Genomic DNA, 25,180 nt, shown 5'->3' on the forward strand with positions numbered 1-25,180 from the left:
TTTGAACTAATCGAGATTTTTCTTTGACACGTCCTGACACTCCCTTTTCCTCTTTTCTCTATCAGAAAGGTGCATCCGTAAGGTCTAAGAACTGAAAACTTAGAACTGAAAACTCCTTTATAAGCTGTTGACAAAATGATTTTATATACCTATAATTAATTGTATTTTTACGCTTTAAAAACCGGATATAATTAATGGGCAAAATCATTGCTATCGCTAACCAAAAAGGAGGTGTGGGAAAAACCACAACTTCAGTAAACCTTGCCGCATCGCTGGGGGTTTTAGAAAAAAAAGTTCTACTTATTGATGCCGATCCCCAGGCAAATGCGACTTCGGGACTTGGTATTGACGTGGAAGCGGTAGAATTCGGCACTTACCAGTTGCTGGAGCATTCTGTAAAAGCCTCTAAAACCATTATGGAAACTGGATCCCCAAATCTGGACATTATTCCGGCACACATAGATCTGGTGGCTATAGAGATTGAACTGGTAGATCAGGAATCAAGAGAATACATGCTTAAAAAGGCAATTCTCCCGTTAAAGGAAAAATACGATTATATTTTAATAGACTGTGCTCCTTCGTTAGGTTTACTAACTCTTAATGCACTTACAGCTTCAGATTCTGTTATAATCCCAATTCAATGTGAATATTTTGCACTGGAAGGTCTTGGTAAGTTGCTAAATACCATAAAAAGTGTTCAGAAAATCCATAACAACAAACTGGATATTGAAGGTCTTTTGCTAACAATGTATGATTCCCGTTTAAGGTTATCCAATCAGGTGGTAGAAGAAGTTCAAAAGCATTTTGATGAAATGGTTTTTGATACAATCATCCAGCGTAATGTGCGTTTAAGTGAAGCACCAAGTTACGGGGAAAGTATTATTAATTATGATGCCGCTAGTAAAGGCGCCAGCAATTACCTGAGCCTGGCGCACGAAATTATAAAGAAAAACTCTTAGAAGATGGCGAAGGCGACGAAGAAACAAGCTCTTGGACGCGGACTTTCAGCTCTGCTAAAAGATCCTCAAAATGATATTCAATCTGCAGAAGATAAAAATGCAGACAAATTAGTAGGCCATATTGTTGAACTCGAATTATCTTCAATAGAAGTTAATCCATTTCAGCCAAGGACCAGTTTTAACGAAGAATCATTACGGGAACTTGCATCTTCCATAAAAGAATTGGGTGTGATCCAGCCCATTACTGTAAGGAAGCTGGAATTTGACAAATATCAGCTTGTATCTGGTGAACGCAGGTACCGGGCCTCCAAACTAATTGGTCTGGAAACCGTCCCGGCTTATATACGAATTGCCAACGACCAGGAATCGCTGGAAATGGCACTGGTAGAAAATATTCAGCGTCAGGATCTTGACCCTATCGAAATCGCCCTTTCTTATCAACGATTGATGGATGAAATTAGTCTTACCCAGGAGCAACTTAGCGATCGGGTGGGAAAAAACAGGTCGACAATTGCCAATTATCTTCGGTTGCTTAAACTGGACCCTATTATCCAGACCGGGATGCGCGACGGATTTTTATCTATGGGACATGGACGCGCCTTAATTAATGTTGATGACCCCCAGCTACAATTAAATATATACGAGAAGATTCTTCAGAAATCTTTATCTGTAAGAGATACTGAAAAGCTGGTAAGGGAAATGCAGGAGGGAAATTCAAAAACTAAAGTTACTTCTCCATCCTCTTCCGTTCCTCCTACTTTTAAAAAAGGAATTAAGGAATTTTCTGAATATTTAGGTGCAAAGGTAGATGTAAAAGTTACTAAAAAAGGTAATGGAAAACTTACCATTCCTTTTAAGTCTGAAGAAGATTTTGAACGAATCAAAAAGCTCATTCAAAGTGAAGATTAAAACGTTCATTTTAACAGGAATTTTCTTTCTGACTTTTTCAGCAGTAACTTTTGCGCAGGAAGATTCACTTGTTGTTGAACGTCGGGGGCTTACGGATGCTCCTCTGCCTGATCCCGGAGACTACGAACCTTATAATCCCCTTGCTCCTGCCAAGGCCGCCTTTTATTCAGCAATCTTACCTGGTTTAGGACAAGCCTACAATGGCCGCTACTGGAAAATTCCTATTGCTTATGCCGGATTAGGGGTGGGAGTCTACTTTTATTTAGATAATAAGGAGCAGTACAACAGGTACAGAGATGCTTATAAAGATAGATTAGCGGGAAGGGAAGACGAATTTTTAGACCGGATTTCCCTCGACAGGCTGGTAGATGCACAGCAATTTTATCAGCGTAATATGGAAATTTCTATATTGGTAATAGCCGGTGTATATATTCTGAACATTATAGATGCAAATGTAGATGCCCACCTTCAGCAATTTAATGTGAGTGAGGATCTTTCTTTTAAACCAAACATGGATTTTAATACCATTAATGGAAAAACAAATTACGGATTATCTTTAAATTTTAAATTTTAATGAAAATAGCACTATTAGGTTACGGAAAAATGGGAAAAGCAATTGAGGAAATTGCGTTAAACAGGGGACACGAAATTGTGCTAAGGGTATCTGAAGACATAGAAGCTTACAATCTCGAAGAACTGGAAATAGATGCAGCAATAGACTTCAGTATTCCGAAAGCAGCTTATAAAAACATTACTACGGCTTTTAAAACTAAAATTCCTGTAGTTTGCGGTACCACAGGATGGCTTGATGACTATGAAAAAGTAACGGAAGTTTGTAAAGAAGAAGATTCCGCATTTCTTTACGCCTCCAACTTTAGCCTTGGGGTAAATGTCTTTTTTGAACTGAACAAAAAGCTGGCCCACATGATGAAGGGTCTGGATGATTATGCAGTAGAAATTGAAGAGATTCATCATACCGAAAAACTTGATGCTCCCAGTGGCACTGCGATTAGTCTTGCGCAACAGATAATTGCAGAGAACCCTAAGAAAAATGGATGGCAGTTGGATCATGCAGATAAGGATGAAATTCCCGTTTACGCGAAGCGTATAAAAGATGTACCCGGCACCCATACCGTCTCTTACAAATCAAAAATTGATACAATAGAAATTATGCACATGGCAAAGTCCAGGCAGGGTTTCGCACTTGGAGCAGTTATTGCTGCCGAATGGCTCAAAGATAAAAAAGGTGTATTTACTATGAGAGATGTACTCTCCAGCCTGTTTTAATATTTTTAGTAACAATTCGGTTGAATAAGACACCTATAACAGCAAACAACTAGATTATGACGTTTACAGAATGGTTTCTGTTTTTCCTGTTCATCCAGGTAATCCACTTTTTTGGTACATGGAAGCTTTATCAAAAGGCAGGAAGACAGGCATGGGAAGCCGCAATTCCTATATACAATGCGGTAATATTGATGAAGATTATTAATCGCCCATGGTGGTGGGTTATTCTCCTCTTTATTCCCATCGTAAATCTTATTATGTTTCCTGTAATTTGGGTCGAAACTGTGAGAAGTTTTGGACGCCATTCTACTACAGATACCTGGCTGGCAATGTTGACATTAGGCTTTTATATCTATTATGTCAATTACGCTGCTGATGTTACCTATATAGAAGACAGAAGCCTGCAGCCAAGAACAGCAACTGGCGAATGGATAAGTTCTGTTCTTTTTGCCGTTATTGCCGCAACTATAGTGCACACATACGTGATGCAGCCTTTTACCATTCCTACTTCCTCTTTGGAAAAGACATTGCTGGTGGGAGACTTCCTTTTTGTTAGCAAGTTCCATTACGGCGCCAGGATACCAAAAACGGCTGTAGCTTTTCCTATGGTACATGATACTATTCCTTTTTTCGGAATAAAATCTTACCTAAACAACCCGCAGATTCCATATATGCGTCTCCCTGGATTTGAAAAAATTGAAAGGAACGATATTGTGGTTTTTAACTGGCCCGTTGATACGGTAAGGCAGTTCTTTGACCGTTCTAATCAGCACTTTGATAAACCGATAGACAAGAAGTCAAATTATGTAAAACGTGCTGTTGGTGTTCCTGGCGATTCTTTAAGTATTATTGATGGAAGGGTCCATATTAACGGCGAACGTTTACAACTTCCCGGCCGGGCAAAAATTCAATACACTTATTTTGGACAAACCAAAGGCCAGGGATTTAGTCCGCAATACATGTATCAGGAACTAGACATTACCGATGGCTATAGCTATGATCCCGCAACAAACAGATTTGTAATAAGGGCGCTTACAGAGGAAGGTTTCCAAAGATTAAAAAACCATCCCAACGTTGCTTCTATTGAACGTTATGTGGATTCTGCTGGAACCAAACTTTCTTCTATTTTTCCCAACAACAACAAACTCAATTGGAATTCTGACAATATGGGGCCTATATATATTCCGAAGGAAGGGGTTACTGTGGAAATTAATCAGAAAACAATGCCTTTTTACAAACGAATTATCGAAACCTATGAAGGCTACGAGATGGAGCAGGATAATGTGCTGACATTAAACGGAAATAGAGTGCTTCTAAATGGAAATGAAATTGACTCCTATACCTTCAAACAGAATTATTACTGGATGATGGGAGACAACCGTAATAATAGTGAAGATAGTAGGTTCTGGGGATTTGTACCCGAAAATCACGTTGTCGGAAAACCGGTGTTTATCTGGTTTAGCTGGGACACAAATGCTTCAGGGATTATGAATAAAATCAGGTGGGACAGGGTATTTACAACAGTTCGTGGACAGGGGACACCGGTTTCGTACCTACCATACGCGCTTATGATCGTTGTGGTGCTAATTGCCTTCAATTATTTTAGAAAAAGGAGAAATTCTTAAATCAACATGAATATTCTTCTGCATCCTGCATACTTTGGTTCAATTTCCCAGTATGTCCAACTGGTAAGGGCAGAGAGAGTGGTTTTTGAAAATGAAGACAACTATCAGAAGCAGACGTACCGTAACAGAATGTATATTTACGATTCCAACGGTAAACTGCTACTCAACATCCCAATAAAACATTCTTCTTCTTTAGGATTAAACACTAAAGATAACAGGCACCAAAAATACAGGGACGTTCTTATTGAAAACGATTTTGAATGGCAGAAACAACACTGGAGAGCTTTAAAAGCATCATACCAAACTTCTCCTTTTTTTGAATTTTATGAAGATGATCTATATCCCCTGTACCACAAAGAATTCAAATATTTATTAGATTTTAATTATGCCTGCCTCGATTTTGTACTGGAAAGCCTCCAATTGGACATTAATATTGAGAAAACTTCAGAATATATTTTAAACCCAAAAGATCTTCAGGATTACCGGAATCTTATTGACGCCAAATCCAGAACAACTTTCAGCAATAGCCGTTATCCACAGGTTTTTGAACCTAAAAATGGTTTCATTCCAAATTTGGCAATTATCGACCTACTGTTTAATGAGGGACCTAACAGTCTCTCGTATTTAGAAAAAGAAGGATAATTAAATGTTATTCTGAAGACAAGGATAATATGGCCTTAATAGGAAAATGATCTGAAAAGAAAACTTCAGTAGTTTCAAAAGACAGCACTTCTATTGACTCATCAGGCAGAATGAAATCTATTCTTAGCGGGAAATAATCAAAATCAAAGGTTCTTCCAAAGCCACTCCCCGCTTCTTTATATGCGTCCTTTAATCCAGATCCTTCAGAACGAAGCTCCCTGTAGATATAGGAATAAGCCGTATTATTGAAATCTCCCAGAACTATGACCTTATGCGGAGTATTTCTTATCACCTCCAGGACAAGTTCTACCTGTTCCTGCTGAACAGCAAATGTTTGTCCCATTCCCAAGAAGACTCTTTTTGAACTTTCCTTCTCAATATTTCCTATATCAGGCTTTACACTGAAGGATTGAAGATGAATATTGATTACACGCAGGGTATCATTTTTAACAACAATATCTGCATAAACTCCGTTATTGTTGCTGGCCGAATCAAAATTAAGAGAAACTGTTTTTATAATGGGATATTTTGAAAGAATGGCCAAACCGAATTCAGCGTTTTCAGTTTTCATTTTGATGTATTTATAAGGATAGCGCTCTGCGATTTTCATCTCCCCGTTATAATACTCCTGAAAAGCCACAATATCGGGATCCTCTTTTGCTATAAAAGCACCAATATTTTTGGGTGTCATTTCCCTTTCTTCCTTAGAACTTAGATAATGATTAAAATGCCGTACATTATAGCTCATCACCTCCAGACCATCAATCTCCTCTTCATCTGAAGCATCGACTTCATAAATAGAACTTACATGATTAAAGCCAAGAAGTAAAGTTATAAGTGGTAGCCAAATCTGTTTTTTAAGTTTTATCAACCAATAAATCAAAAAAACCATATTAATCATGATGAGCAAAGGCACACCAAGACTCAGGACAGATAGCAATGCGAATTCCCTTGGAGGAATAAATGGCAGGATATACGAAACCAGCAAAGCAGCTGCGAGGAGCGAGTTTAAAAGAAAGATAAACTTATCAAACCAGTTTAAATTTTTCATTTAATCATCTTTACCAGCCTGAAAAAGAAAGTCTTTTTCGGCCTTACTAAGGCTATCATAACCGCTTTTACTGATCTTATCCAGGATAGCATCAATTCTTTTCTGCTTTTCATCCTTATCAAGTCGTCCTGAACGGCTACGCGAGGAAGAAGACGTTGCTGCCGACTTTTTCGTGGTTCTGTGGACGGTCTTCATTCTGGCTTTCTTCTCTTTAGGCTTAAATAAATTTGCAATACTATCCATTATACCTTCAAACCAACTTCCAATATCGTTGCCCTTTTGTAACTGCGCGGTGTAAATATATCCCAGCATCGCTCCGCCAAGATGGGCCAAATGCCCTCCAGCATTACCCATAGGAATCTGAATAACATCCAGAGCTATCAGAAAGGCTGCAATCCACCAGAATTTTATACTGCCAAGAATAAGCAATCTCACACGCATATGGGGAACGTGCGATGCTATCCCAACTAAAACTGCCATAACACCCGCCGAAGCACCCATTAAATAGGATTTTCCCGTACCTTGAAAGGCCGGGAATAAGTTATAGCTAAGCATGTAAATAAGGGCACCAACAATAACGCCCAGGAAATAATAATTAAGAAGCCTCTTTGGGGAAAAGAAATTTAAAAAATAAACTCCAGAAAAGTATAGAATGAGCATATTCCCCAGGATATGCCAAATACCACTATGCAGGAAAGAATAGGTTATAATAGACCATGGCTTAAACAGGAACTCCCCTGCATCTTTTGGAAAGGCAAACCACTCCACCAGGAAATCTGAAGGTATCTGAAACAGATAAGTAATCGTTCTGAACAGAAAGAAAAGCAAAAAGACCATTACATTTACAGCTATAAGCTTTTCTGTAACCGTAGCGGTCTGGATCTTGTATTTAAACTTATCTGATGGTCTCATCCTTAATCCCAGCGATTTTGATTAAACTGATTTTTTCTCCAGTACCAAATCATTATAAATCCAAATAAAGCACCTCCAACGTGCGCAAAATGTGCTATTCCTCCTCCAAAGAGAGAATATCCTGTAAAACCGGAAAATAGATCCAGCGCAATTAATCCGGGAATAAAATATTTTGCTTTGATAGGAACCGGAACAAAAAGTAAAAACAGCTCTACATTGGGAAACATCATTCCAAAGGCTACCAAAATACCATAGATAGCGCCAGAAGCTCCAACAGCAGAACTTGAATATGCCTGCATCATTGCCTGAATAGATTCCTGGTCTACCCCTTCCGGAATGCCGTACTGGCTTGTGCGCATTATACTTTCAAACGAACTGCCAAGCCATTCATTAATTTCTGCTACACTATAGCCGGCATCAAGCAGCTCATTAAAACCATTTTGATAGGCAAGATAATTTACCAGCGTATGAAGGATAATCGCACCTAAACCTGAAGAAAAATAAAAGAAAAGGAACTTCCCTTGTCCCATCATTTGTTCTATTGGACTCCCAAAGGCCCAAAGGGCATACATATTAAACAGAATGTGCATAAAGCTCCCATGCATAAACATATGCGTAACCAACTGCCATATTTCAAAATTTTCATTCTTAAAAAACCAAAGCGCAAAGAGCTGAATACTATAATTACCAAGAAGTTGACTACCAACAAAAACAAGGACATTGATAATCAATAATACTTTTACAGTTTCGGTAATTCTTCCCATTTAAGTAAATTTTTTCTCTAATTCGTCCACCGTCAATGTGATAAAGATTGACTTATTAAATGGAGTTAAACTTGGTTCTTTACAGGCAAATAAACGGTTTGCAATATGTTGTTGTTCACTGTTATTAAGTGCCGTTCCCGACTTCACCGCCATACTTTTTGCCATTGACTTTGCTAAAAGATCTGTTTGTGAAAATCCGTTATCAGGAACATCATTTTCAAAATCTGAAAACAACTGCTCCAGCAACATCCCAACTTCACTTTCAGCAATCAGTGTTGGTATTCCAGAAATTTCAACAGTATCTCTTTCTATTTCTGAAAATATAAATCCTGTCTGCTCCAGGGAATCTTTAATCTCTTTAAGCATCTCTATTTCATGCGTACTAAACTGAAGTTTCAAAGGAAATAATAATTGCTGACTCACAGCTGCTGAAATCGTTATATTTTTCAGTAATTCTTCATAAAGTATCCTGCTGTGGGCACGGTATTGATCTATAACCAGTATACCGCTCTTGAGGGTGCTTACAATATATTTCTTCTGAAGCTGAAACGTAGATGCTTCGGGCTTCTCCTCCTGTGTAGAAAAAAGACTTCCGGTGACTTCTTCGCTCTCAAACTCCATTTGATCCGGTCCGGAACCTGAAGGAGATTCATTCTCTATTCCTGAATAAAGACTCTCCCAGGAAGGGCTAAATTCTTTTCTATAGGAAGAATTTCCGGGGTTATAATTGCTGGCTCTACCGTCATTCTTAAACGGATTGAAGTTTCGATCCACCTCCACTTTAGGCGTCTCTGCATTTTTATTGTTATAAGAATATGGAGTATCCAGATTAGCATCACGGTCAAAATCCAGAACCGGTGCAACATTAAATTGCCCCAGGCTATGTTTTATCGCACTACGCAACATTGCGTAGAGGGAATGCTCATCATCAAATTTAATTTCTGTTTTAGTGGGATGTATATTTATATCTATACTTTTTGGATCTACCTCCAGGTAAAGAAAATAACTGGGATAAGCTTTATCTTTTAGGAGACCTTCAAAAGCAGCAACAACAGCGTGATTAAGATATGGACTTTTTATAAACCTGTCGTTCACAAAAAAGAATTGTTCTCCCCTGCTGCGCTTTGCAAATTCCGGTTTCCCAACGAAGCCCGAAATTTTCACAATTTCGGTATCCTCGTTCACCGGAACCAGCTTTTCGTTTGTTTTTCCTCCAAAAATGTTGGTAATACGTTGCCTGTAATTGGTATCGGGAAGCTGAAAAAGCTCACTCCCGTTATGGTGAAGGGAAAAATTTATATGAGGGTGGGCAAGAGCTACCCGTTGAAATTCATCTATAATATGACGCGATTCTACCGCATCGGACTTCAGGAAATTCCTTCGGGCAGGAATATTATAAAATAAGTTTTTCACACAAATAGAAGTTCCCTTTGGATTAACGCAGGGATCCTGAGAGCTTATTGTACTACCTTTAATCCTAATACAGGTTCCCACCTCCTCTTCTTCAGTTTTTGTCTTTAACTCTACATGTGCAATTGCTGCAATAGAAGCCAGTGCTTCTCCTCTAAAGCCTTTTGTTTTTAAACTGAATAAATCTTCTGCTGTTTTAATTTTTGAAGTAGCATGGCGCTCAAAACTCATCCTGGCATCGGTAAGACCCATTCCTCTTCCGTCATCCACCACCTGGATAAGAGTTTTCCCCGCATCTTTTATTACTACCTGGATATGACTGGCGCCGGCATCAATTGAGTTCTCAAGTAATTCTTTAATAACAGACGCAGGACGTTGAACCACTTCTCCCGCGGCAATCTGATTCGCTACGTGATCTGGTAAAAGTTGAATAAAATCGCCCATTTAACGCGCATTCGAAAAGATGGACAAATCAAAATCTATAATCCAAAGAAAAATGAAAAGCAGAATGATAATAATATACACTACTCTTTTATTAATTTCCCTGTTGCCCCTTGTTCGACTGGATTTTCGCACATCCGACCATTGGGATCCAAAATCGATAGCATTTGTCGCTTCCTTATACTTGTTAAATTTTGAATCAAAGTCGTAAATATTCCCCGTCTCCTTCCCTTTATAATACCTGGGAGTGTAGTTATAGCGGGTATTCTTCTTACTGTTTAAAAAATTAACTTTCAAAATATGGAAATTTAGATGGTGGTACTTCAAATTTACTCAAAAAGCTCCTAAATTCCGTAGCTACTTTAAGTAAAATAGAAATAACAAGAATAATGCCGCCTTCGAAGTTTAATGGTTGAAGGTTTAAAGTTTAAAGTTTTGAGATCGGTGGTTTCAGATTTAAAGTTCAAAGTTATGCGGCAAGGCTGGAGAGGTTTAAGGTTCCAAACTTTCGCTCTTTACCAATCACTTTTCACTCTTCACCCTTCACTTAAAAGCGTGCGTCTTTTCTAAGTTGGGCCATTTTAATTGCTGCAATGGCAGCCTCTGTCCCCTTGTTACCATGCTTCCCGCCCGAACGATCAATGGCCTGCTGCATATTTTGATCTGTTAAAACACAGAATATGATGGGAGTATCATTCTGAACATTTAAATCTTTAATGCCTTGCGTCACTCCTTCACAAACAAAGTCAAAATGCTTAGTCTCCCCTTCAATAACGCTTCCTATCGCAATAATAGCATCGAGCATATCATAACTCTGCTGCATTTTTTTACAGCCATAAATAAGCTCAAAACTTCCCGGAACATTCCAGCGTACTATTTTTTCATTCACCACTCCGTGCTCCTTCAGTGCCTCAAAAGCTCCCTGAAAAAGACCCTCGGTAATTTTCTCGTTCCATTCTGAAACAACAATCCCAAACCGAAAATTGCTCGCGTTTGGGATTGTGCTCTTGTCGTATTCTGATAGGTTATTTCCTTCAGTAGCCATATTTTATTTATTTCATTGCCTGGGCGCGTCCCATATGGATCGCCACCTTATCTGCTTCAGGAGTATCAGGGTATTCTTCTTTAATTCTGGTTAGATACTCTTCTGCCTGTCCTGCCTGATTTAGTTCAAGAGCAGTAATCGCTGCTTTAAGTAGGAACTTCGGCGTGGTAAAGGAATTGGATCGCAAAGAAGCAGCTTCAGCGTAATAATCTAAAGCTTCTTCTGGCTGGTTCAATTGCATAAAAGCATCTCCTATCCCGCCTTTAGCCAAAGCAGCAGTAATTTGATCATCTGCACTGTAATCTTCAAGATAATCTATAGCTTCCTGATAATTTCCAATTCGTAAATTAGCGAATCCGGCATGATATTTAGCAATATTAGCAGCGTCTGTTCCACTGTAATTCTCTATAATTTCAGCAAAACCATATTTTCCCTCTCCTCCATTTAATGACATTGTGTACAATGAATCACTTTGCGCTCCTGTAGAATTAAGGGCTCCGGAAAAGTAATTTTGTGCCTGTGCCATTTCATTGGCTGCCTCAGCCTCTCTTGGTTCCTGTACGAACCTCTCATATCCTAAATAGCCAAGGACTGCAATAATGGCTACACCCACAATAATGTAAATGTATTTCTGGTTCTCGGCCACCCAGGTTTCAGTTCTGCCGGCACCTTCATCAAGAGAATTAAAAACTTCTGCTGTTGTAGATTCTTCCTCTACATGTTTTTTTTCTTCCTCTTTATTAGAAGGTTTATAGCCTTTTTTCTTGTACGTTGCCATATAGTCTATTTAATGCGTGGCAAAAATAGAATTTTTATTGAAAATTAAAAGAGAATTTATTTGTATTTTTTCGATATTTTCGGGTCATTCGCAGTGTCGGGAGTCCCTAGGTTTAATTCTAAAAAATAGCTGATTCACAGCATTTTATGTTTTTAAAACAACTATCATTACTCAATTACAAGAACCTAAATTCCATTGCATTTGAGTTCGATGCAAAAATCAATTGCCTGGTAGGACATAATGGAGTTGGAAAAACTAACGTTCTGGACAGTATTTACCATCTCTCCTTTGGAAAAAGCTACTTTAATCCCATTACAAGTCAGAACATTAATCACGATTCTGAATTTTTTGTAGTGGAAGGGGAATTTGAGAAAAATCAAAAAGAGGAGCATATCCTTGTAAGCGCTAAGCGGGGACAGAAAAAAGTGATTAAACGGAATAATAAACCTTACGACAAATTTAGTGAGCACATAGGTTTTATTCCAACAGTTATTATTTCTCCCGCAGACAGGGATTTAATAATTGAAGGCAGCGAAACCCGCCGTAAGTTTATTGATGGCGTTATTTCCCAGAGCGACAATGTTTACCTCAACCATCTTCTACAGTATAACAAACTCATCTCGCAAAGAAATTCTTTACTCAAATATTTCGCGGCAAACAATTCTTTTGATCGGGATACGCTGGAAGTTTACAACATGCAATTATCGGAGTTTGGACAAAATTTATTCGAAAAAAGGAAGAAATTTCTGGCGGAGTTCATCCCGATTTTTAACAAAAGGTATGGCGACATCACCAACAATAAAGAACCGGTAAATATCAGTTATAAAAGTCAGTTATTCGGGAAGGATTTAAGTAAATTGCTTGAGGAAAACCTTCAGAAGGATATGGCGTTGCAGTACACCAGCGTTGGTATTCATAAAGATGACCTAAGTTTTGAAATCGAAGGGCATCCTATTAAAAAATTCGGTTCCCAGGGACAGCAAAAGTCCTTTTTAGTGGCTCTTAAACTGGCACAGTTCGATTTTATAAAAGCAATAAGTAAGGTAAATCCAATTTTACTTCTGGATGATATTTTTGACAAACTGGATGAACAACGGGTTTCCCACATTGTTGCCCTTGTAGCAACTGATGAACTCGGACAAATTTTTATTAGTGACACCCATGCGGACAGGACAGAAAAGGTGGTAAAAGAAAGCAATCAATCCTATAAAATATTTAAGTTGTGAAGCAATTATGGCCATTTTTAATGCTGGGATTTGTGATTTTAAGCTGTAAAAAGAAGGACCCAAAAGAACAGTTAAAATATCTCTCGGGATATTGGGAAATTGACAAAGTGGAATTCTCTGAAGATTCCATAAAGGAATATTCCATTAGCCCTTATGTTGATTATCTTGAATTTAAAGACGAAAAAGGATTCAGGAGAAAAGTCAAACCTAACTTTGATGGTACGCCTTTTGTTGCCGGTACAACCGAAGAAATTGAAGCTATAGTCGAAAATGACAGTTTAAGGCTATATCATAAAACTCCTTATGCTACATGGAAAGAAACTATAATTTCTGCTGAAGAAAATAAAATGAGAATTTTAGATCCGGAAGGAGTTATCTACCACTACAATAAATATGAACCTATAAATGCCACCAAAAATGAAGAAGCGGAATAATGAAAATATGAGTATTAGCGAGGTGTTACAGGAATTTGTAGATCATAATAAACTACAAAAAGGTCTCGATAAAGTGACAGTTAAGGATGTTTGGAACCAGCAAATGGGCCCTGCAATTCAAAAATACACTACAGCAATTAAATTAGAGGGTTCTACCCTCTTTGTTCAGCTAAGTTCTTCAGTATTACGTGAAGAATTAAGCTACGGAAGGGAAAAGATCATTAAAATTCTTAATAAAGAACTTGGGCGGGAGCTTGTAAAGAAGCTTGTTCTAAGATAAAAGGTTGGTTATAAGCAATTCTATAATGAAGGTCGAAAATTGTCAATTTTCGACCTTCATATTTTTTTTGGCTTCCCTTAGCAGAATGTTCTGCAATGAAAATTGAAAATATCCGCAACAAAAAAGCCACCGGTTTCCCGATGGCTCTTCAGAATAATATTTATTTAAGAAAATTAAAACATTTCCCTTCCGGCAAAGTGAAAAGCACCTTCTATAGCTGCATTTTCATCGCTGTCACTTCCATGTACCGCGTTTTCCCCAATAGAAGCAGCGTATTTTTTCCTGATAGTACCTTCAGCAGCCTCTTCAGGATTTGTAGCACCTATAAGGGTTCTAAAATCTTCCACTGCATTTTCCTTTTCAAGAATAGCTGCCACAATAGGACCGCGAGTCATAAATTCCACCAATTCTCCAAAAAACGGACGCTCCTTATGGATATCGTAGAATTTTTCAGCATCAGCTTTTGTCATCTGCGTAAGCTTCATTGCTACTATCCTAAATCCTGAAGCTGTGATTTGTTCTAAGATTGCTCCAATATGCCCATTTTCTACAGCATCTGGCTTCAGCATGGTGAATGTTTTATTTCCTGCCATTTTTATCTTTTTAAAATTTGGTGCAAAAATAGACAATTCATAACAATTACAAACTCATAATTACTTTATATTAAGTTATCTATTTTTATTCTTGCACCAATTCAAAAATTTTAAAGCGTTAAAGAACGGAAGATTAGAAAAAAAATAGAAAAAAGTAGATTTAAAGCTCATTTTTTGTTGCTTTGTCAATAACCAAAAAAGAAGGTCCGTCTATTAGCGAAATCTAATAAATCGTATCTTTACCACCAGGTATGATCGAACAGAATATATTAGAAATAACAGCAGAACTTTCACGAGCCAATAATATTGTTATTGTCCCGCATAAAGGTCCCGATGGCGACGCAATGGGTTCTACATTGGCATTATGGCATTTTCTGAAAGAGAAAGGGCATAATGCGCACGTGATCGCTCCTAATGATTATCCGCATTTTTTAAAGTGGCTTCCGGGAAATGAAGAAGTTATTATTTATGAAAGCAACCAGGAAAAATCGAATAAATTAATTGCGGAGGCAGAGATTATCTTTACCCTCGATTTTAATGTGCTTTCCCGATCGGGCCTAATGGTTGAACAACTGGAGCAGTCTCAAGCTACTTTTATTATGATCGACCATCACCAGGAACCGGCAGAGTATGCAGATTATACTTACAGCGATGCCAGCATGAGTTCCACCTGCCAGATGGTCTATCATTTTATCGAGAAATTAATGGCCGTTAAAAAAATTACTCCTGAAATCGCAACCTGCCTTTACACGGGAATAATGACAGACACCGGTTCCTTCAGATTTAGCTCAACTTCAAGCGATACGCATCGCGTTGTTGCCGATCTAATTGAAAAAGGAGCTGACAATTCCACTATTCATAACAATGTTTTCGACACCAATTCACAAAACGGATTGCAGCTGCTTGGTGTTGCACTTCAGAATTTAAAGGTAAATCAGGAACTGAAAACCGCTTATATCACACTCTCTCAGGAAGAACTGGATAAGAACAACTTTAAAAAAGGGGATACAGAAGGCTTTGTAAATTATGGCCTGTCTCTTGCAGGAATAGTTTTTGCTGTAATTTTTATAGAACATAGAGCAGAAAATATGATCAAAATCTCATTCCGTTCTAAAGGGGATTTTTCTGTAAATGATTTTGCAAGAAAACATTTTGACGGCGGCGGACATATTAACGCAGCCGGTGGAAAAAGTAATTTGTCCCTTGAAGAAACTGTGGTGAGGTTCAATCAAATTCTGCCGGAATATTCAAAGGAATTATCGCTATGAAACTGAAATTGCTGATTTTATTTGGAATTGCCGTGGCTTCCTGCAAGTCTCCCGAAGCAAGATATCCTGTAACACAGAGCTCCGGCTCCTATATAAACGAATCTGCACAACGCAATAAAGATTTACTTACACAGGAAGAAGAAAAAATTCAGCTCATTATCGCAGAGGATTCCACCCAAAATTACATTGCTTCAAGCAATAATTTCTGGTATTATTACAATCAGAAATCTACCGATTCTACGAATACTGTAACTCCAAATTTTGGTGATGTTGTGGTTTTTGATTACAGCATTTCCACACTAGACGGGCAGCCTATTTATGCCGAAGGGGAAAAGCCTACCAGAGAATATGCCATAGACCAGGAAAAGCTTTTCAGCGGGCTGCGCGAAGGCCTTAAACTCATGAAAGAAGGGGAAACAGTAACTTTTCTCTTTCCTTCTTATCAGGCTTTTGGCTACTATGGTGACAAAGGAAAAATTGGGACTAATGTTCCCCTCAAAACAAAAGTAACTTTACATTCAATAAAAACGGAAACCGATAACGAAATCAATAATTAAGAAATGAAAAAAACGAATTTATTATTTTTATTTGCAATAGCACTTTCCCTTTTCTCCTGTAATGATGAATATCCAGATTTGGAAGATGGACTTTATGCAGAATTTAATACTTCTAAAGGTCCTATTATTGCAGAGCTTTATTTTGAGCAAACCCCAATTACCGTTGGAAGTTTTGTTTCCCTTGCTGAAGGTACAAATCCACAGGTAGACAGCACTTACCAGGATAAGCCTTTTTATGACGGAATCATTTTTCACCGGGTAATTGAAGGTTTTGTAATCCAGGGAGGAGATCCTACGGGAACCGGTTCAGGAGGACCAGGTTACCGATTCCCAGATGAGACTAACGACAGTCTTCGTCATGATGCGAAAGGAATTCTTTCTATGGCCAATGCAGGCCCGGGAACAAACGGAAGTCAGTTTTTTATCACCCTGGCTCCTACTCCCAATCTCGACGGAAGACATACCGTTTTTGGAAAAGTAGTAAAAGGCCTTGATGTTGTGGATTCTATTGGTCAGGTTGAGACCGGGGCAAGGGACAAACCTGTGGAAGACGTGGTGATAAACTCTGTAAATATCATCAAAAAAGGAAGAGAAGCTAAAAATTTTGATGCTGCTGAAACTTTTGAAACCGGACTTCAGGAAATAGAAGCTGAAAAAGAGGAAGTTGCAAGGAAAATGGAAGAAGCCAAAGCTGAAACCGCACAAGAACTTCAGAATATCGAGGAACAGGCAGATTCATTAGATAGCGGACTCAAAATATACTTTGAAGAAAAAGGCGACGGTGAAAAACCTGAAGTAGGGCAAACTGTTGGTGTTTTATATGAAGGTTATTTTGAAGACGGAGGTTATTTCGATACTAATAAAGAAGACATTGCACGAGAATTAGGTGCTTATAATGAGCAACGTGGTGCACAGGGAGGATATGGTCCTATGTACATCAAGTATGGTCCAGATGCTCCTATGATCCCTGGATTTAATGAAGCATTACAACAAATGCAAGTTGGTGATAAGGCTGTAGTATTTATCCCGAGTCATTTAGCTTATGGAGAAAGAGGCCGCGGTCCTATTCCTCCAAATACAGATCTTGTTTTTAAACTGGAACTCACAGATATTCAGGAATAGTAAAACTCTCCCGAACATCAATTGAAAAAGCCCCATTACGGGGCTTTTTTAATTGATCAATCTTTTTGTCTGATTTTTATCTACAAGTCGAAAACTGCCATTTTCAGCACCTCTCTTTAAAAGATTTCCTGTTTATTTCTTCGGAATATTTTTCAGAACTTCAAGAATCAGTTTATAATATTTTTTTGCTGAAGAAATGCTCGCGCGTTCATCTGGAGAATGTGCGCCTCTTATAGTAGGCCCGAATGAAACCATATCCATGTGCGGATAATGATTTCCTATTATTCCGCATTCAAGACCTGCATGGCAGGCCTCCACTTTGGCTTTTTCCCGATTCAGTTTCTGATAAGTTTCATCTACAACTTTTAAAATTTCAGATTCCCTGTTTGGTGCCCAACCCGGATATTCCCCCGATAGTTTCACCTTAAACTTCGCCAGTTCAAAAGCAGCCTCCACGCTGTTGGATAAATCATTTCTTGAAGATTCTACTGAAGATCTTGTGAGACAGTTAACTTCAATCCTTCCGTCTTCAACAGAAATCCTTGCGATATTATTAGATGCTTCCACAAGTCCTTCAATTTCAGGGCTCATTCTATATACGCCATTATGCGCTGTGGAAACCGCTTTTAGTAAATCCTGTTGATCTTCAACCTTCATCACATGTTCCGGCACGTCAGCTTCAGAAATACTTATATCGAGGTTTGGCTCGAGGCTTTTATATTCCGCTTTAATGTCGTCGATCAAAATCAGGTTTTCATTCAGAAAAGGTTCGATATCAGATTTATCTACAACCACAACAGCTTCAGCTTCACGCGGAATGGCATTCCGCAGTCCGCCACCCTGCACCGTAGACAATCGTAATCCATAATCCCGGAAGGAATCATAAAGCACGCGGGTAATCAACTTATTCGCATTTCCCAGTCCTTTATTTATATCCATACCGGAATGGCCACCTTTCAGGCCTTTTACTTTTATCAAATAACCCACAGAATTTTCGGGGGTGTTTTCCTGCTCGTACTCCCTGATTGCCGTAATATCCACTCCTCCGGCACAACCAATACCTATTTCGTCATCTTCTTCAGTATCCAGGTTAAGCAGAATTTCTCCTTTAAGCAAATCGGGATCAAGGCCTTTTGCCCCGGTCATTCCAGTTTCTTCATCTATCGTAAAAAGAGCTTCCAGTGCAGGATGTTGGATTTCATTACTCTCCAGAATTGCCATAATTGTGGCCACACCAAGACCATTGTCGGCACCAAGCGTGGTGCCTTTTGCCCGCACCCAATCTTCGTCTACATACATTTCTATTCCCTGAGTGGCGAAGTCGAAATTTGTGTCATTATTTTTCTGGTGTACCATATCAAGATGAGACTGGAGCACAACTGGTTTTCTATCTTCCAGACCGGCAGTGGCAGGTTTTCTTATCACCACATTTCCGGCGTCATCCACCAAAGTTTCCAGGTTAAGATTATTTCCGAAGTTTTTAATGAATTCTATTACCTGCTCTTCCTTCTTGGAAGCCCTTGGAACCTCGTTTAGATCTGCAAAATTTTTCCATAATTCGCGCGGTTCTAACTCTCTTATTTCTTCATTCATAATCTTAATATTTTGGTATATTCACAAATGTATTGGTAATTGCGTAAGCTGGAAAATTTGAAAAGTTATAAAAATTGTAATATAGCGCCGTGAAGAGAAAAACCACCTTAGTTCTTGCTTTATTCTTACCCCTGCAGATCATCATTATCAATATTTTATCCAATCACCCCCTTCTAATTGAAACCTGGTACAGCAATTTCCTTTATCCAAAGATTTCCGGAGTAATGAGGATTTCTTTAGGAATTCTTCCATTTTCTTTTGGCGATTTGCTTTACGCATTTTTGGTGATTCTATTGATCAGGTGGATCATTATCAGGATAAAAGAACGATTTAGAAATCCTAAAAAATGGCTCATAGAAGCCTTTGCCAGTTTATCTATTATTTATCTCTGTTTTAATCTCTTCTGGGGGTATAATTATTACCGTTTGCCGTTGCACCAGTCATTAGAAATTGATAATGAATACACCACGGAAAAACTGATTACCCTAACAAAACAACTCATTGATCGTTCTAATCAAATCCATGCTGATCTTGCTGAAAATGATTCAGTGAAAATTGACATTCCGTATAACACATCTCAACTTTTTAAAAGAACAGTTGAAGGTTACGAGAGTGTAAGCGAAGAATTTCCGGAGCTGGCATACCGTGGGGAAAGCCTGAAATCCTCTTTATACAGCATGCCGTTATCCTATATGGGCTTTAACGGATACTTGAATCCGCTTACCAACGAGGCGCAGGTTAACACGCTCATTGTTCCGTATAAAATTCCGACAACGGCCAGTCATGAACTTGGTCACCAGCTTGGTTTTGCAAAAGAAAATGAAGCAAATTTTATTGCCTGTCTGGTGACAATGAACCATCCAGATCCTTATTTCAGATATTCCGGATTTACATTTGCGCTTCGTTATTGTTTAAATGAATTATACCGAAGGGATAAAGCAATTTCTGAGGAATTGATCGCAACTCTTAACCCGGGAATTTTGGCTAATTATAGAGAAGTAGAAGAATTCTGGATGGCGCATAAGAATCCGTTTGAGCCAATTTTTCAGATTATTTATAATCGGTACCTGATTGCCAATAACCAGTCTGAAGGATTACGAAGTTACAGTTATGTCGTGGCGCTACTGGTAAATTATTTTGAAGAAGAAGAAAACGGATTTTAGGTTCAGTTTTCTTCTTCAGCAGTAAAATTTCAGCGGGACGATATTTGTCATTTTCTGGGCCTCTCTCTATTTTACCCTAAATTCCCCGGAATTAAGAACAACCTGGGTAGAAGGGGTTATTGCATCCTGTCGGTCTTCTGCCGTAATAATAACTCTGATTGGCTTATACGGCGTAACAGTACGCAGTTCTCCGCTGTTCTTTCGGTTTATCTTTAAATTTCCAATATTGATGGTTCCGTGTTTTTCAGTTTCCATCCACGCTACATAATTTCTTCTGGAAGGGGTTAACCGGTCCGGGTCAGCCATATTTTCTACCTCAAATTCCAGTTCGTAGTTATTATTATCATTTTTCTCAACCTTCAGCTTTGCCTCGGCTGCGGGAATAACCTCAGAATTAGGAAAATTTATGGTGCTTGAGCAGGCGCTTACCAAAATGGCTGCAAAAATAAAACTCAGTATTCTGAAACCCTCTTTGACAGGCAGCTTATTCTTTGTTGTTTTTTCTACTAACATCGCTTTTTCTTTTATAGTAATAACATACAAAATTAGCTGTTTTCCACCTGATATACAATAGTTTATATTAATATCGATTGTTTTTTAACCCAGGCCTAAGCGCTCTTAACTTTAGATTCAGAAATGTGTAAGGCGGGAAACTCTTTTATTATCTTTGCTGTATGCATAAACAAATTTCGAGTTTACAGAATCCTGCAATAAAACGAATTCTTCAGTTACAGGAAAAATCCCGAAACAGAAGAAAAGAAGGTGTTTTTACGGTGGAAGGAATTCGGGAAATTCAGTTAGGAATAAAAGGTGGTTTTCGGCTTAAGGAAATTTATTTTCAACCCGAATTATCTTCCGAAGACGAAATAAAGTCAATGCTTGAAAATGCCAATTTTCGACCTGATATCTCTGAAATCTCTTCTGAAGTTTATAAAAAACTTGCGTACCGCGGAAGTACTGAAGGTTTAATTGCCGTTTTTCAGTCTAAAACCTCAGCGCTGGAGGATTTGCAGTTTTCTTCAGAAAAACCACTGATTCTTATTGCTGAAGCACCCGAAAAACCGGGAAATATCGGAGCTCTATTGAGAACGGCAGATGCTGCAAATGCAGATGCAGTGATAATTGCCAATCCAAAGACCGATCTTTACAATCCAAATATTATACGGTCCAGCGTGGGCTGTGTTTTTACTAATCAAATTGCCACCGGTTCTACTTCTGAAATTATTGCGTTCCTAAAACGACAAAATATTAAAATTTATGCCGCCGCGCTGCAGTCTTCAAAAAATTATGCTGAAGTTGATTTCAGGGAAAGTTCGGCCATCGTTGTGGGGACAGAAGCGACCGGTTTAAGCAGCGAATGGCTTGAAAATTCAGATCAAAACATCATAATTCCCATGAGTGGTGAAATAGATTCTATGAATGTTTCGGTTGCGGCAGGGATTCTTATTTTTGAAGCCAAACGGCAACGGGGATTTTTAAATTAGGCTGTAGACGATAGACGGTAGACGGTAGACGGTAGACGGTAGACGGTAGACGGTAGAAAGCTAAAATTCATCCAACCAAAGCTATAGCCAAAACAAGAAAAATTTTTCATTTAAATAGAAACACATTTGACTTCAGAGACTTTATATTATATCATCATCGGCATTATAGTTATCGATTTTATTGTCGATAAAATTCTTGATACCCTTAACGCAAAGCATTTTGATGATCCCGTTCCACAGGAATTAGAGGATGTATACAATTCCGAAGAATATGAAAAATCGCAGCGCTATAAAAAAGAGCGCTACAAATTCGGCTTGATCACCTCCACTTTTTCGGTTTTGCTTACACTGGGATTTATAATTTTTGGTGGTTTTGAATGGGCAGATCAAATTGCAAGGAGCATTACTGATAACCCAATTTTGGTAGCACTTATTTTCTTTGGAATAATTATGTTTGGCAGCGATATACTCACCACTCCTTTTTCCTGGTATAGCACTTTTGTTATTGAAGAAAAATACGGATTTAACAAAACCACAAAAAAGACATTTCTGCTTGATAAAATAAAAGGTTGGCTGATGATGGCTGTCCTGGGCGGTGGAATACTGGCACTCATTATCTGGTTTTACCAAATTGCCGGAGATAATTTTTGGTGGTATGCCTGGATTCTCGTAGCGATATTTGCCATTTTTATGAACATGTTCTATGCAAAACTTATTGTTCCGCTTTTTAATAAACAGACTCCGCTACAGGAAGGTTCACTGCGTACAAAAATTGAAAGATATGCCGAAAATGTGGGTTTTAAGCTCGATAATATTTTTGTAATTGACGGTTCTAAAAGAAGTACAAAAGCCAATGCCTATTTTTCGGGATTTGGGAAGGAAAAAAGGATTACTTTATATGACACGCTCGTAAACGACCTGAAAGATGAAGAGATTGTCGCGGTACTTGCGCACGAAGTAGGTCACTATAAGAAAAACCATATTATCGTAAATCTTACCGCTTCTATCCTCACCACCGGCTTCACATTATGGCTGTTATCTCTTTTTGTGGGAAATCCATTGTTATCTGAAGCTTTGGGAGTTTCACAACCTGGTTTTCATATTGGCCTTGTTGCCTTCGGAATATTGTATAGCCCCATTTCTGAAATTACAGGTTTTATTATGAACTATCTTTCCCGAAAATTCGAATATCAGGCAGATGATTTCGCGAGAGACACCTATAATGGTAATCACCTCATTTCCAGTCTTAAAAAGTTATCCAGAAACAGCCTGAGTAATTTAACTCCGCATAAAGCTTATGTGAAGGTACATTACTCGCACCCTACACTATTGCAGAGATTTAGAAACCTGCAAGGAGATTTGTAGTTGTTTCTTTATAATCTTAATTGTACTTTTAAAACATGATGACAGAAGCCGCTATAAAAAAGGAAAATAAGGATATTGCAAGGCAATACAAGGAGCTCCTGCGTATAAGTTACCAGACCCTCACTACCGAGGATAAAGTATTAATTCGTTCTGCTTTTGATACAGCCGTAGATGCACACAAAGACCAGCGTAGAAAATCTGGTGAAGCTTATATTTTCCACCCTATTGCTGTGGCAAAAATTGTTGCTGCGGAAATTGGGCTGGATGCGACCTCGATAGCTGCAGCTCTACTTCATGATGTGGTTGAAGATACTCCTTATACCCTGGAGCAAATTGAAGAAATGTTTGGTGAAACCGTTGCAAAAATTGTGGATGGACTCACCAAAATTTCGAGTCTGAAAAAAGACAAGGATGTTTCGTTACAGGCCGAAAACTTCAGAAAAATGCTGCTCACCCTTAACGATGATATAAGGGTAATCATCATTAAAATAGCAGACAGGCTGCACAATATGCAGACGATGGACGCCATGCGGCCGGACAAACAAGTGAAAATCGCTTCAGAAACATTATATATTTATGCTCCCATGGCCCACAGGATCGGGCTTTATAATATTAAAACCGAACTTGAAGACCTTGGACTAAAATATACTGAACCCGAAGTTTACAATGATATTTTCACCAGGATTAAAGAGAGTAAAGAGGAACAGGATGCGTACATTAAGGAATTTTCCCGTGTTATAGAGAACTCTCTTGAACGGGAAGAATTTGTTTATGAAATCAAAGGAAGGCCAAAATCTATTTTTTCCATTCATCGTAAAATGCTTAATCAGAATGTAAGCTTCGACGAAGTTTATGATAAGTTTGCAATAAGGATTATTTACAAGAGTGAAGCTTATGACGAAAAATTCTTTGCCTGGAAAATATATTCTATAGTAACCGATCATTTCAGGCCAAATCCTACCCGATTAAGAGACTGGATTTCTTCTCCGAAGTCTACAGGTTACGAAGCGCTGCACATTACCGTTATGGGCCCAAAAGGAAGATGGGTAGAAGTGCAGATAAGGAGCCGGCGAATGAATGAAATTGCAGAGAAGGGTTATGCTGCCCATTATAAATATAAACAGGGTAGTGTCCAGGAAGAACAGGGAATTGAGGAATGGCTGAACCGTTTGCAGGAAGCTCTCGAAAATCCCGAAGTTAATGCCGTTGATTTTGTAGAACAGTTTAAACTCAACCTATATTCTAAAGAAATTTTTGTGTTTACACCACAGGGAGATTTAAAGTCCCTACCGAAGGGAGCTACTCCGCTGGATTTCGCCTTCAGTATTCATACTGAAGTTGGAACTCACACTCGCGGTGCAAGGGTTAACAATAAACTCGTCCCTCTAAGTCACGAATTAAAAAGCGGGGACCAGGTAGAAATAATAACTTCAGAAAACGCAAAACCGAATATTAACTGGCTGGACTATGCCACTACAGCAAGGGCAAGAGCTAAAATAAAGTCTTCTCTTAAAGATGAGAAAAAGGAAATCGCCGAAGAAGGAAAAGCGATCCTCACCAGAAAACTAAAATCTCAGAAGATACAATTCAACGAAAAAACAGTAAACGAGCTGGTTGTATTTTTTCATTTAAAAACCAGTCTGGATCTTTTTTACCGGGTAGGAATCGGTAAAATCGATAACCAGAAAATTAAAGAATTTGCTTCCTCCAGAAGTAATGCCCTGGTTAGCTATATTAAAAGCAAGATCAAAAAACCTGTTGTGGCCGAAGATCTTGATAAAGATGAAATCACTTCCAAATACGATCAGCTGGTATTTGGCAAAGATCAGGACGAAACACTGGACTATAAACTCGCCAGTTGTTGCAACCCGATACCGGGAGATAATGTCTTTGGTTTCGTAACGGTTAGCGATGGGATTAAAGTACATAAAAAAGATTGTCCAAATGCGATCCAGCTTCAGAGTAATTATGCGTATAGAATTATTCCGGCGAAGTGGATAGATAGTTCTCAACAGGACTTCAAAGCAGTTATAAGGCTCACGGGAATTGATAACCTGGGACTGGTAAGCGAAATCACAAAAGAAATTTCCAGTAACCTGAATGTGAACATGAAGAATATCAATTTTGAAAGTTCAGATGGTATTTTTAGTGGAAGAATTACCCTGGTGGTCAAAAATAATTCTATCCTTTCCACGATCATTAGCAGGCTTAAAAAAATTAACGGCATAGACAAGGTAAGCCGTGAATAATCCCATATCTTTGCTTTGGAGAA

General features: G+C 38.5%; 26 protein-coding genes. 16 read left to right on the forward strand and 10 right to left on the reverse strand.

Annotated features, from left to right (window positions below):
- Positions 1-194 precede the first annotated feature (194 nt).
- From RM541_RS13875 to RM541_RS13900, 6 genes are read left to right on the forward strand one after another with little or no spacing between them, the layout of a single operon-like run.
- A complete protein-coding gene (locus RM541_RS13875) occupies positions 195-959 on the forward strand; it encodes a ParA family protein (protein ID WP_311500738.1) in 765 nt (254 codons plus the stop codon).
- Between the two features lie 3 nt (positions 960-962).
- Positions 963-1,868, forward strand: a complete 906-nt coding sequence (locus RM541_RS13880; protein ID WP_311500739.1) for a ParB/RepB/Spo0J family partition protein — start codon at positions 963-965, stop codon at positions 1,866-1,868.
- Positions 1,858-2,442 (forward strand): DUF5683 domain-containing protein, encoded by a 585-nt coding sequence (locus RM541_RS13885; protein WP_311500740.1) that lies wholly within the window; start codon positions 1,858-1,860, stop codon positions 2,440-2,442. The genes RM541_RS13880 and RM541_RS13885 overlap by 11 nt, the downstream gene beginning before the upstream one ends.
- Positions 2,442-3,155 carry a 4-hydroxy-tetrahydrodipicolinate reductase gene (dapB, locus tag RM541_RS13890; protein ID WP_311500741.1) on the forward strand — a complete coding sequence of 238 codons (714 nt, stop codon included), beginning with the start codon at positions 2,442-2,444 and terminating at the stop codon, positions 3,153-3,155. The genes RM541_RS13885 and dapB overlap by 1 nt, the downstream gene beginning before the upstream one ends.
- A gap of 56 nt (positions 3,156-3,211) precedes the next feature.
- On the forward strand, positions 3,212-4,780 hold the full coding sequence (gene lepB, locus RM541_RS13895) for a signal peptidase I (RefSeq protein WP_311500742.1): 1,569 nt from the start codon (positions 3,212-3,214) through the stop codon (positions 4,778-4,780).
- A gap of 6 nt (positions 4,781-4,786) precedes the next feature.
- Positions 4,787-5,422 (forward strand): WbqC family protein, encoded by a 636-nt coding sequence (locus tag RM541_RS13900; protein ID WP_311500743.1) that lies wholly within the window; start codon positions 4,787-4,789, stop codon positions 5,420-5,422.
- Positions 5,423-5,429: 7 nt separating this feature from the next.
- On the opposite strand, the gene RM541_RS13905 is transcribed toward RM541_RS13900, so the two are convergent.
- The 7 genes from RM541_RS13905 to RM541_RS13935 all read right to left on the reverse strand — a co-directional run bounded on the left by RM541_RS13905 (position 5,430) and on the right by RM541_RS13935 (position 11,823).
- Positions 5,430-6,473: an endonuclease/exonuclease/phosphatase family protein gene (locus tag RM541_RS13905; RefSeq protein WP_311500744.1), complete on the reverse strand. Its 1,044-nt coding sequence runs from the start codon at positions 6,471-6,473 to the stop codon at positions 5,430-5,432.
- The gene (locus RM541_RS13910; protein ID WP_311500745.1) at positions 6,474-7,385 is read right to left on the reverse strand and encodes a rhomboid family intramembrane serine protease; all 912 of its coding nucleotides are present in this window, start codon (positions 7,383-7,385) and stop codon (positions 6,474-6,476) included.
- Between the two features lie 2 nt (positions 7,386-7,387).
- A complete protein-coding gene (locus RM541_RS13915; protein ID WP_311500746.1) occupies positions 7,388-8,149 on the reverse strand; it encodes a rhomboid family intramembrane serine protease in 762 nt (253 codons plus the stop codon).
- Positions 8,150-10,003, reverse strand: a complete 1,854-nt coding sequence (gene mutL, locus RM541_RS13920; protein WP_311500747.1) for a DNA mismatch repair endonuclease MutL — start codon at positions 10,001-10,003, stop codon at positions 8,150-8,152.
- The gene (locus tag RM541_RS13925; RefSeq protein WP_432264682.1) at positions 10,004-10,300 is read right to left on the reverse strand and encodes a hypothetical protein; all 297 of its coding nucleotides are present in this window, start codon (positions 10,298-10,300) and stop codon (positions 10,004-10,006) included.
- A gap of 247 nt (positions 10,301-10,547) precedes the next feature.
- A complete protein-coding gene (gene ribH / locus RM541_RS13930; protein WP_311493344.1) occupies positions 10,548-11,045 on the reverse strand; it encodes a 6,7-dimethyl-8-ribityllumazine synthase in 498 nt (165 codons plus the stop codon).
- A 7-nt stretch (positions 11,046-11,052) separates the two neighbouring features.
- Positions 11,053-11,823, reverse strand: coding sequence for a tetratricopeptide repeat protein (locus tag RM541_RS13935; protein ID WP_311500749.1), 771 nt, complete (start codon positions 11,821-11,823; stop codon positions 11,053-11,055).
- Between the two features lie 146 nt (positions 11,824-11,969).
- Between RM541_RS13935 and recF the strand changes: the two genes are divergently transcribed.
- Genes recF through RM541_RS13950 form a run of 3 tightly spaced genes read left to right on the forward strand, consistent with a single transcriptional unit; the run spans position 11,970 to position 13,763 of the window.
- Positions 11,970-13,049, forward strand: coding sequence for a DNA replication/repair protein RecF (recF, locus tag RM541_RS13940; RefSeq protein ID WP_311500750.1), 1,080 nt, complete (start codon positions 11,970-11,972; stop codon positions 13,047-13,049).
- Positions 13,046-13,483: a lipocalin family protein gene (locus RM541_RS13945; RefSeq protein ID WP_311500751.1), complete on the forward strand. Its 438-nt coding sequence runs from the start codon at positions 13,046-13,048 to the stop codon at positions 13,481-13,483. The genes recF and RM541_RS13945 overlap by 4 nt, the downstream gene beginning before the upstream one ends.
- Positions 13,467-13,763, forward strand: a complete 297-nt coding sequence (locus tag RM541_RS13950) for a DciA family protein (protein ID WP_311500752.1) — start codon at positions 13,467-13,469, stop codon at positions 13,761-13,763. The genes RM541_RS13945 and RM541_RS13950 overlap by 17 nt, the downstream gene beginning before the upstream one ends.
- A gap of 173 nt (positions 13,764-13,936) precedes the next feature.
- Here RM541_RS13950 and RM541_RS13955 read toward each other — a convergent pair whose 3' ends face one another.
- Positions 13,937-14,356 (reverse strand): nucleoside-diphosphate kinase, encoded by a 420-nt coding sequence (locus RM541_RS13955; protein ID WP_311500753.1) that lies wholly within the window; start codon positions 14,354-14,356, stop codon positions 13,937-13,939.
- Between the two features lie 251 nt (positions 14,357-14,607).
- Here RM541_RS13955 and RM541_RS13960 point away from each other — a divergent pair, with 251 nt between their 5' ends.
- The 3 genes from RM541_RS13960 to RM541_RS13970 are packed head-to-tail and all read left to right on the forward strand — an operon-like array spanning position 14,608 to position 17,303.
- Entirely contained in the window at positions 14,608-15,624 is a 1,017-nt protein-coding gene (locus RM541_RS13960; protein WP_311500754.1) for a DHH family phosphoesterase, read from the forward strand.
- Entirely contained in the window at positions 15,621-16,181 is a 561-nt protein-coding gene (gldI, locus tag RM541_RS13965; RefSeq protein ID WP_311500755.1) for a gliding motility-associated peptidyl-prolyl isomerase GldI, read from the forward strand. Before RM541_RS13960 ends, gldI begins: the two co-directional genes overlap by 4 nt.
- A 3-nt stretch (positions 16,182-16,184) precedes the next feature.
- On the forward strand, positions 16,185-17,303 hold the full coding sequence (locus tag RM541_RS13970) for a peptidylprolyl isomerase (protein WP_311500756.1): 1,119 nt from the start codon (positions 16,185-16,187) through the stop codon (positions 17,301-17,303).
- 132 nt (positions 17,304-17,435) lie between these two features.
- Here the strand turns inward: RM541_RS13970 and RM541_RS13975 are convergent, their stop codons facing one another.
- Entirely contained in the window at positions 17,436-18,896 is a 1,461-nt protein-coding gene (locus RM541_RS13975; RefSeq protein WP_311500757.1) for an aminoacyl-histidine dipeptidase, read from the reverse strand.
- An 89-nt stretch (positions 18,897-18,985) separates the two neighbouring features.
- Between RM541_RS13975 and RM541_RS13980 the strand changes: the two genes are divergently transcribed.
- On the forward strand, positions 18,986-20,059 hold the full coding sequence (locus RM541_RS13980; protein WP_311500758.1) for a DUF3810 domain-containing protein: 1,074 nt from the start codon (positions 18,986-18,988) through the stop codon (positions 20,057-20,059).
- Between the two features lie 66 nt (positions 20,060-20,125).
- On the opposite strand, the gene RM541_RS13985 is transcribed toward RM541_RS13980, so the two are convergent.
- Complete coding sequence (locus tag RM541_RS13985; protein WP_311500759.1) at positions 20,126-20,572, reverse strand: hypothetical protein; 447 nt, start codon at positions 20,570-20,572, stop codon at positions 20,126-20,128.
- Positions 20,573-20,733: 161 nt separating this feature from the next.
- Between RM541_RS13985 and RM541_RS13990 the strand changes: the two genes are divergently transcribed.
- From RM541_RS13990 to RM541_RS14000, 3 genes are all read left to right on the forward strand, one after another.
- Complete coding sequence (locus RM541_RS13990; RefSeq protein ID WP_311500760.1) at positions 20,734-21,543, forward strand: TrmH family RNA methyltransferase; 810 nt, start codon at positions 20,734-20,736, stop codon at positions 21,541-21,543.
- 126 nt (positions 21,544-21,669) lie between these two features.
- Entirely contained in the window at positions 21,670-22,908 is a 1,239-nt protein-coding gene (locus RM541_RS13995) for a M48 family metallopeptidase (protein WP_311500761.1), read from the forward strand.
- Between the two features lie 38 nt (positions 22,909-22,946).
- Positions 22,947-25,157, forward strand: coding sequence for a RelA/SpoT family protein (locus RM541_RS14000; RefSeq protein ID WP_311500827.1), 2,211 nt, complete (start codon positions 22,947-22,949; stop codon positions 25,155-25,157).
- Positions 25,158-25,180: the final 23 nt, after the last annotated feature.

It is taken from the genome of Autumnicola psychrophila (assembly GCF_031846645.1).
Lineage (GTDB): Bacteria > Bacteroidota > Bacteroidia > Flavobacteriales > Flavobacteriaceae > Autumnicola > Autumnicola psychrophila.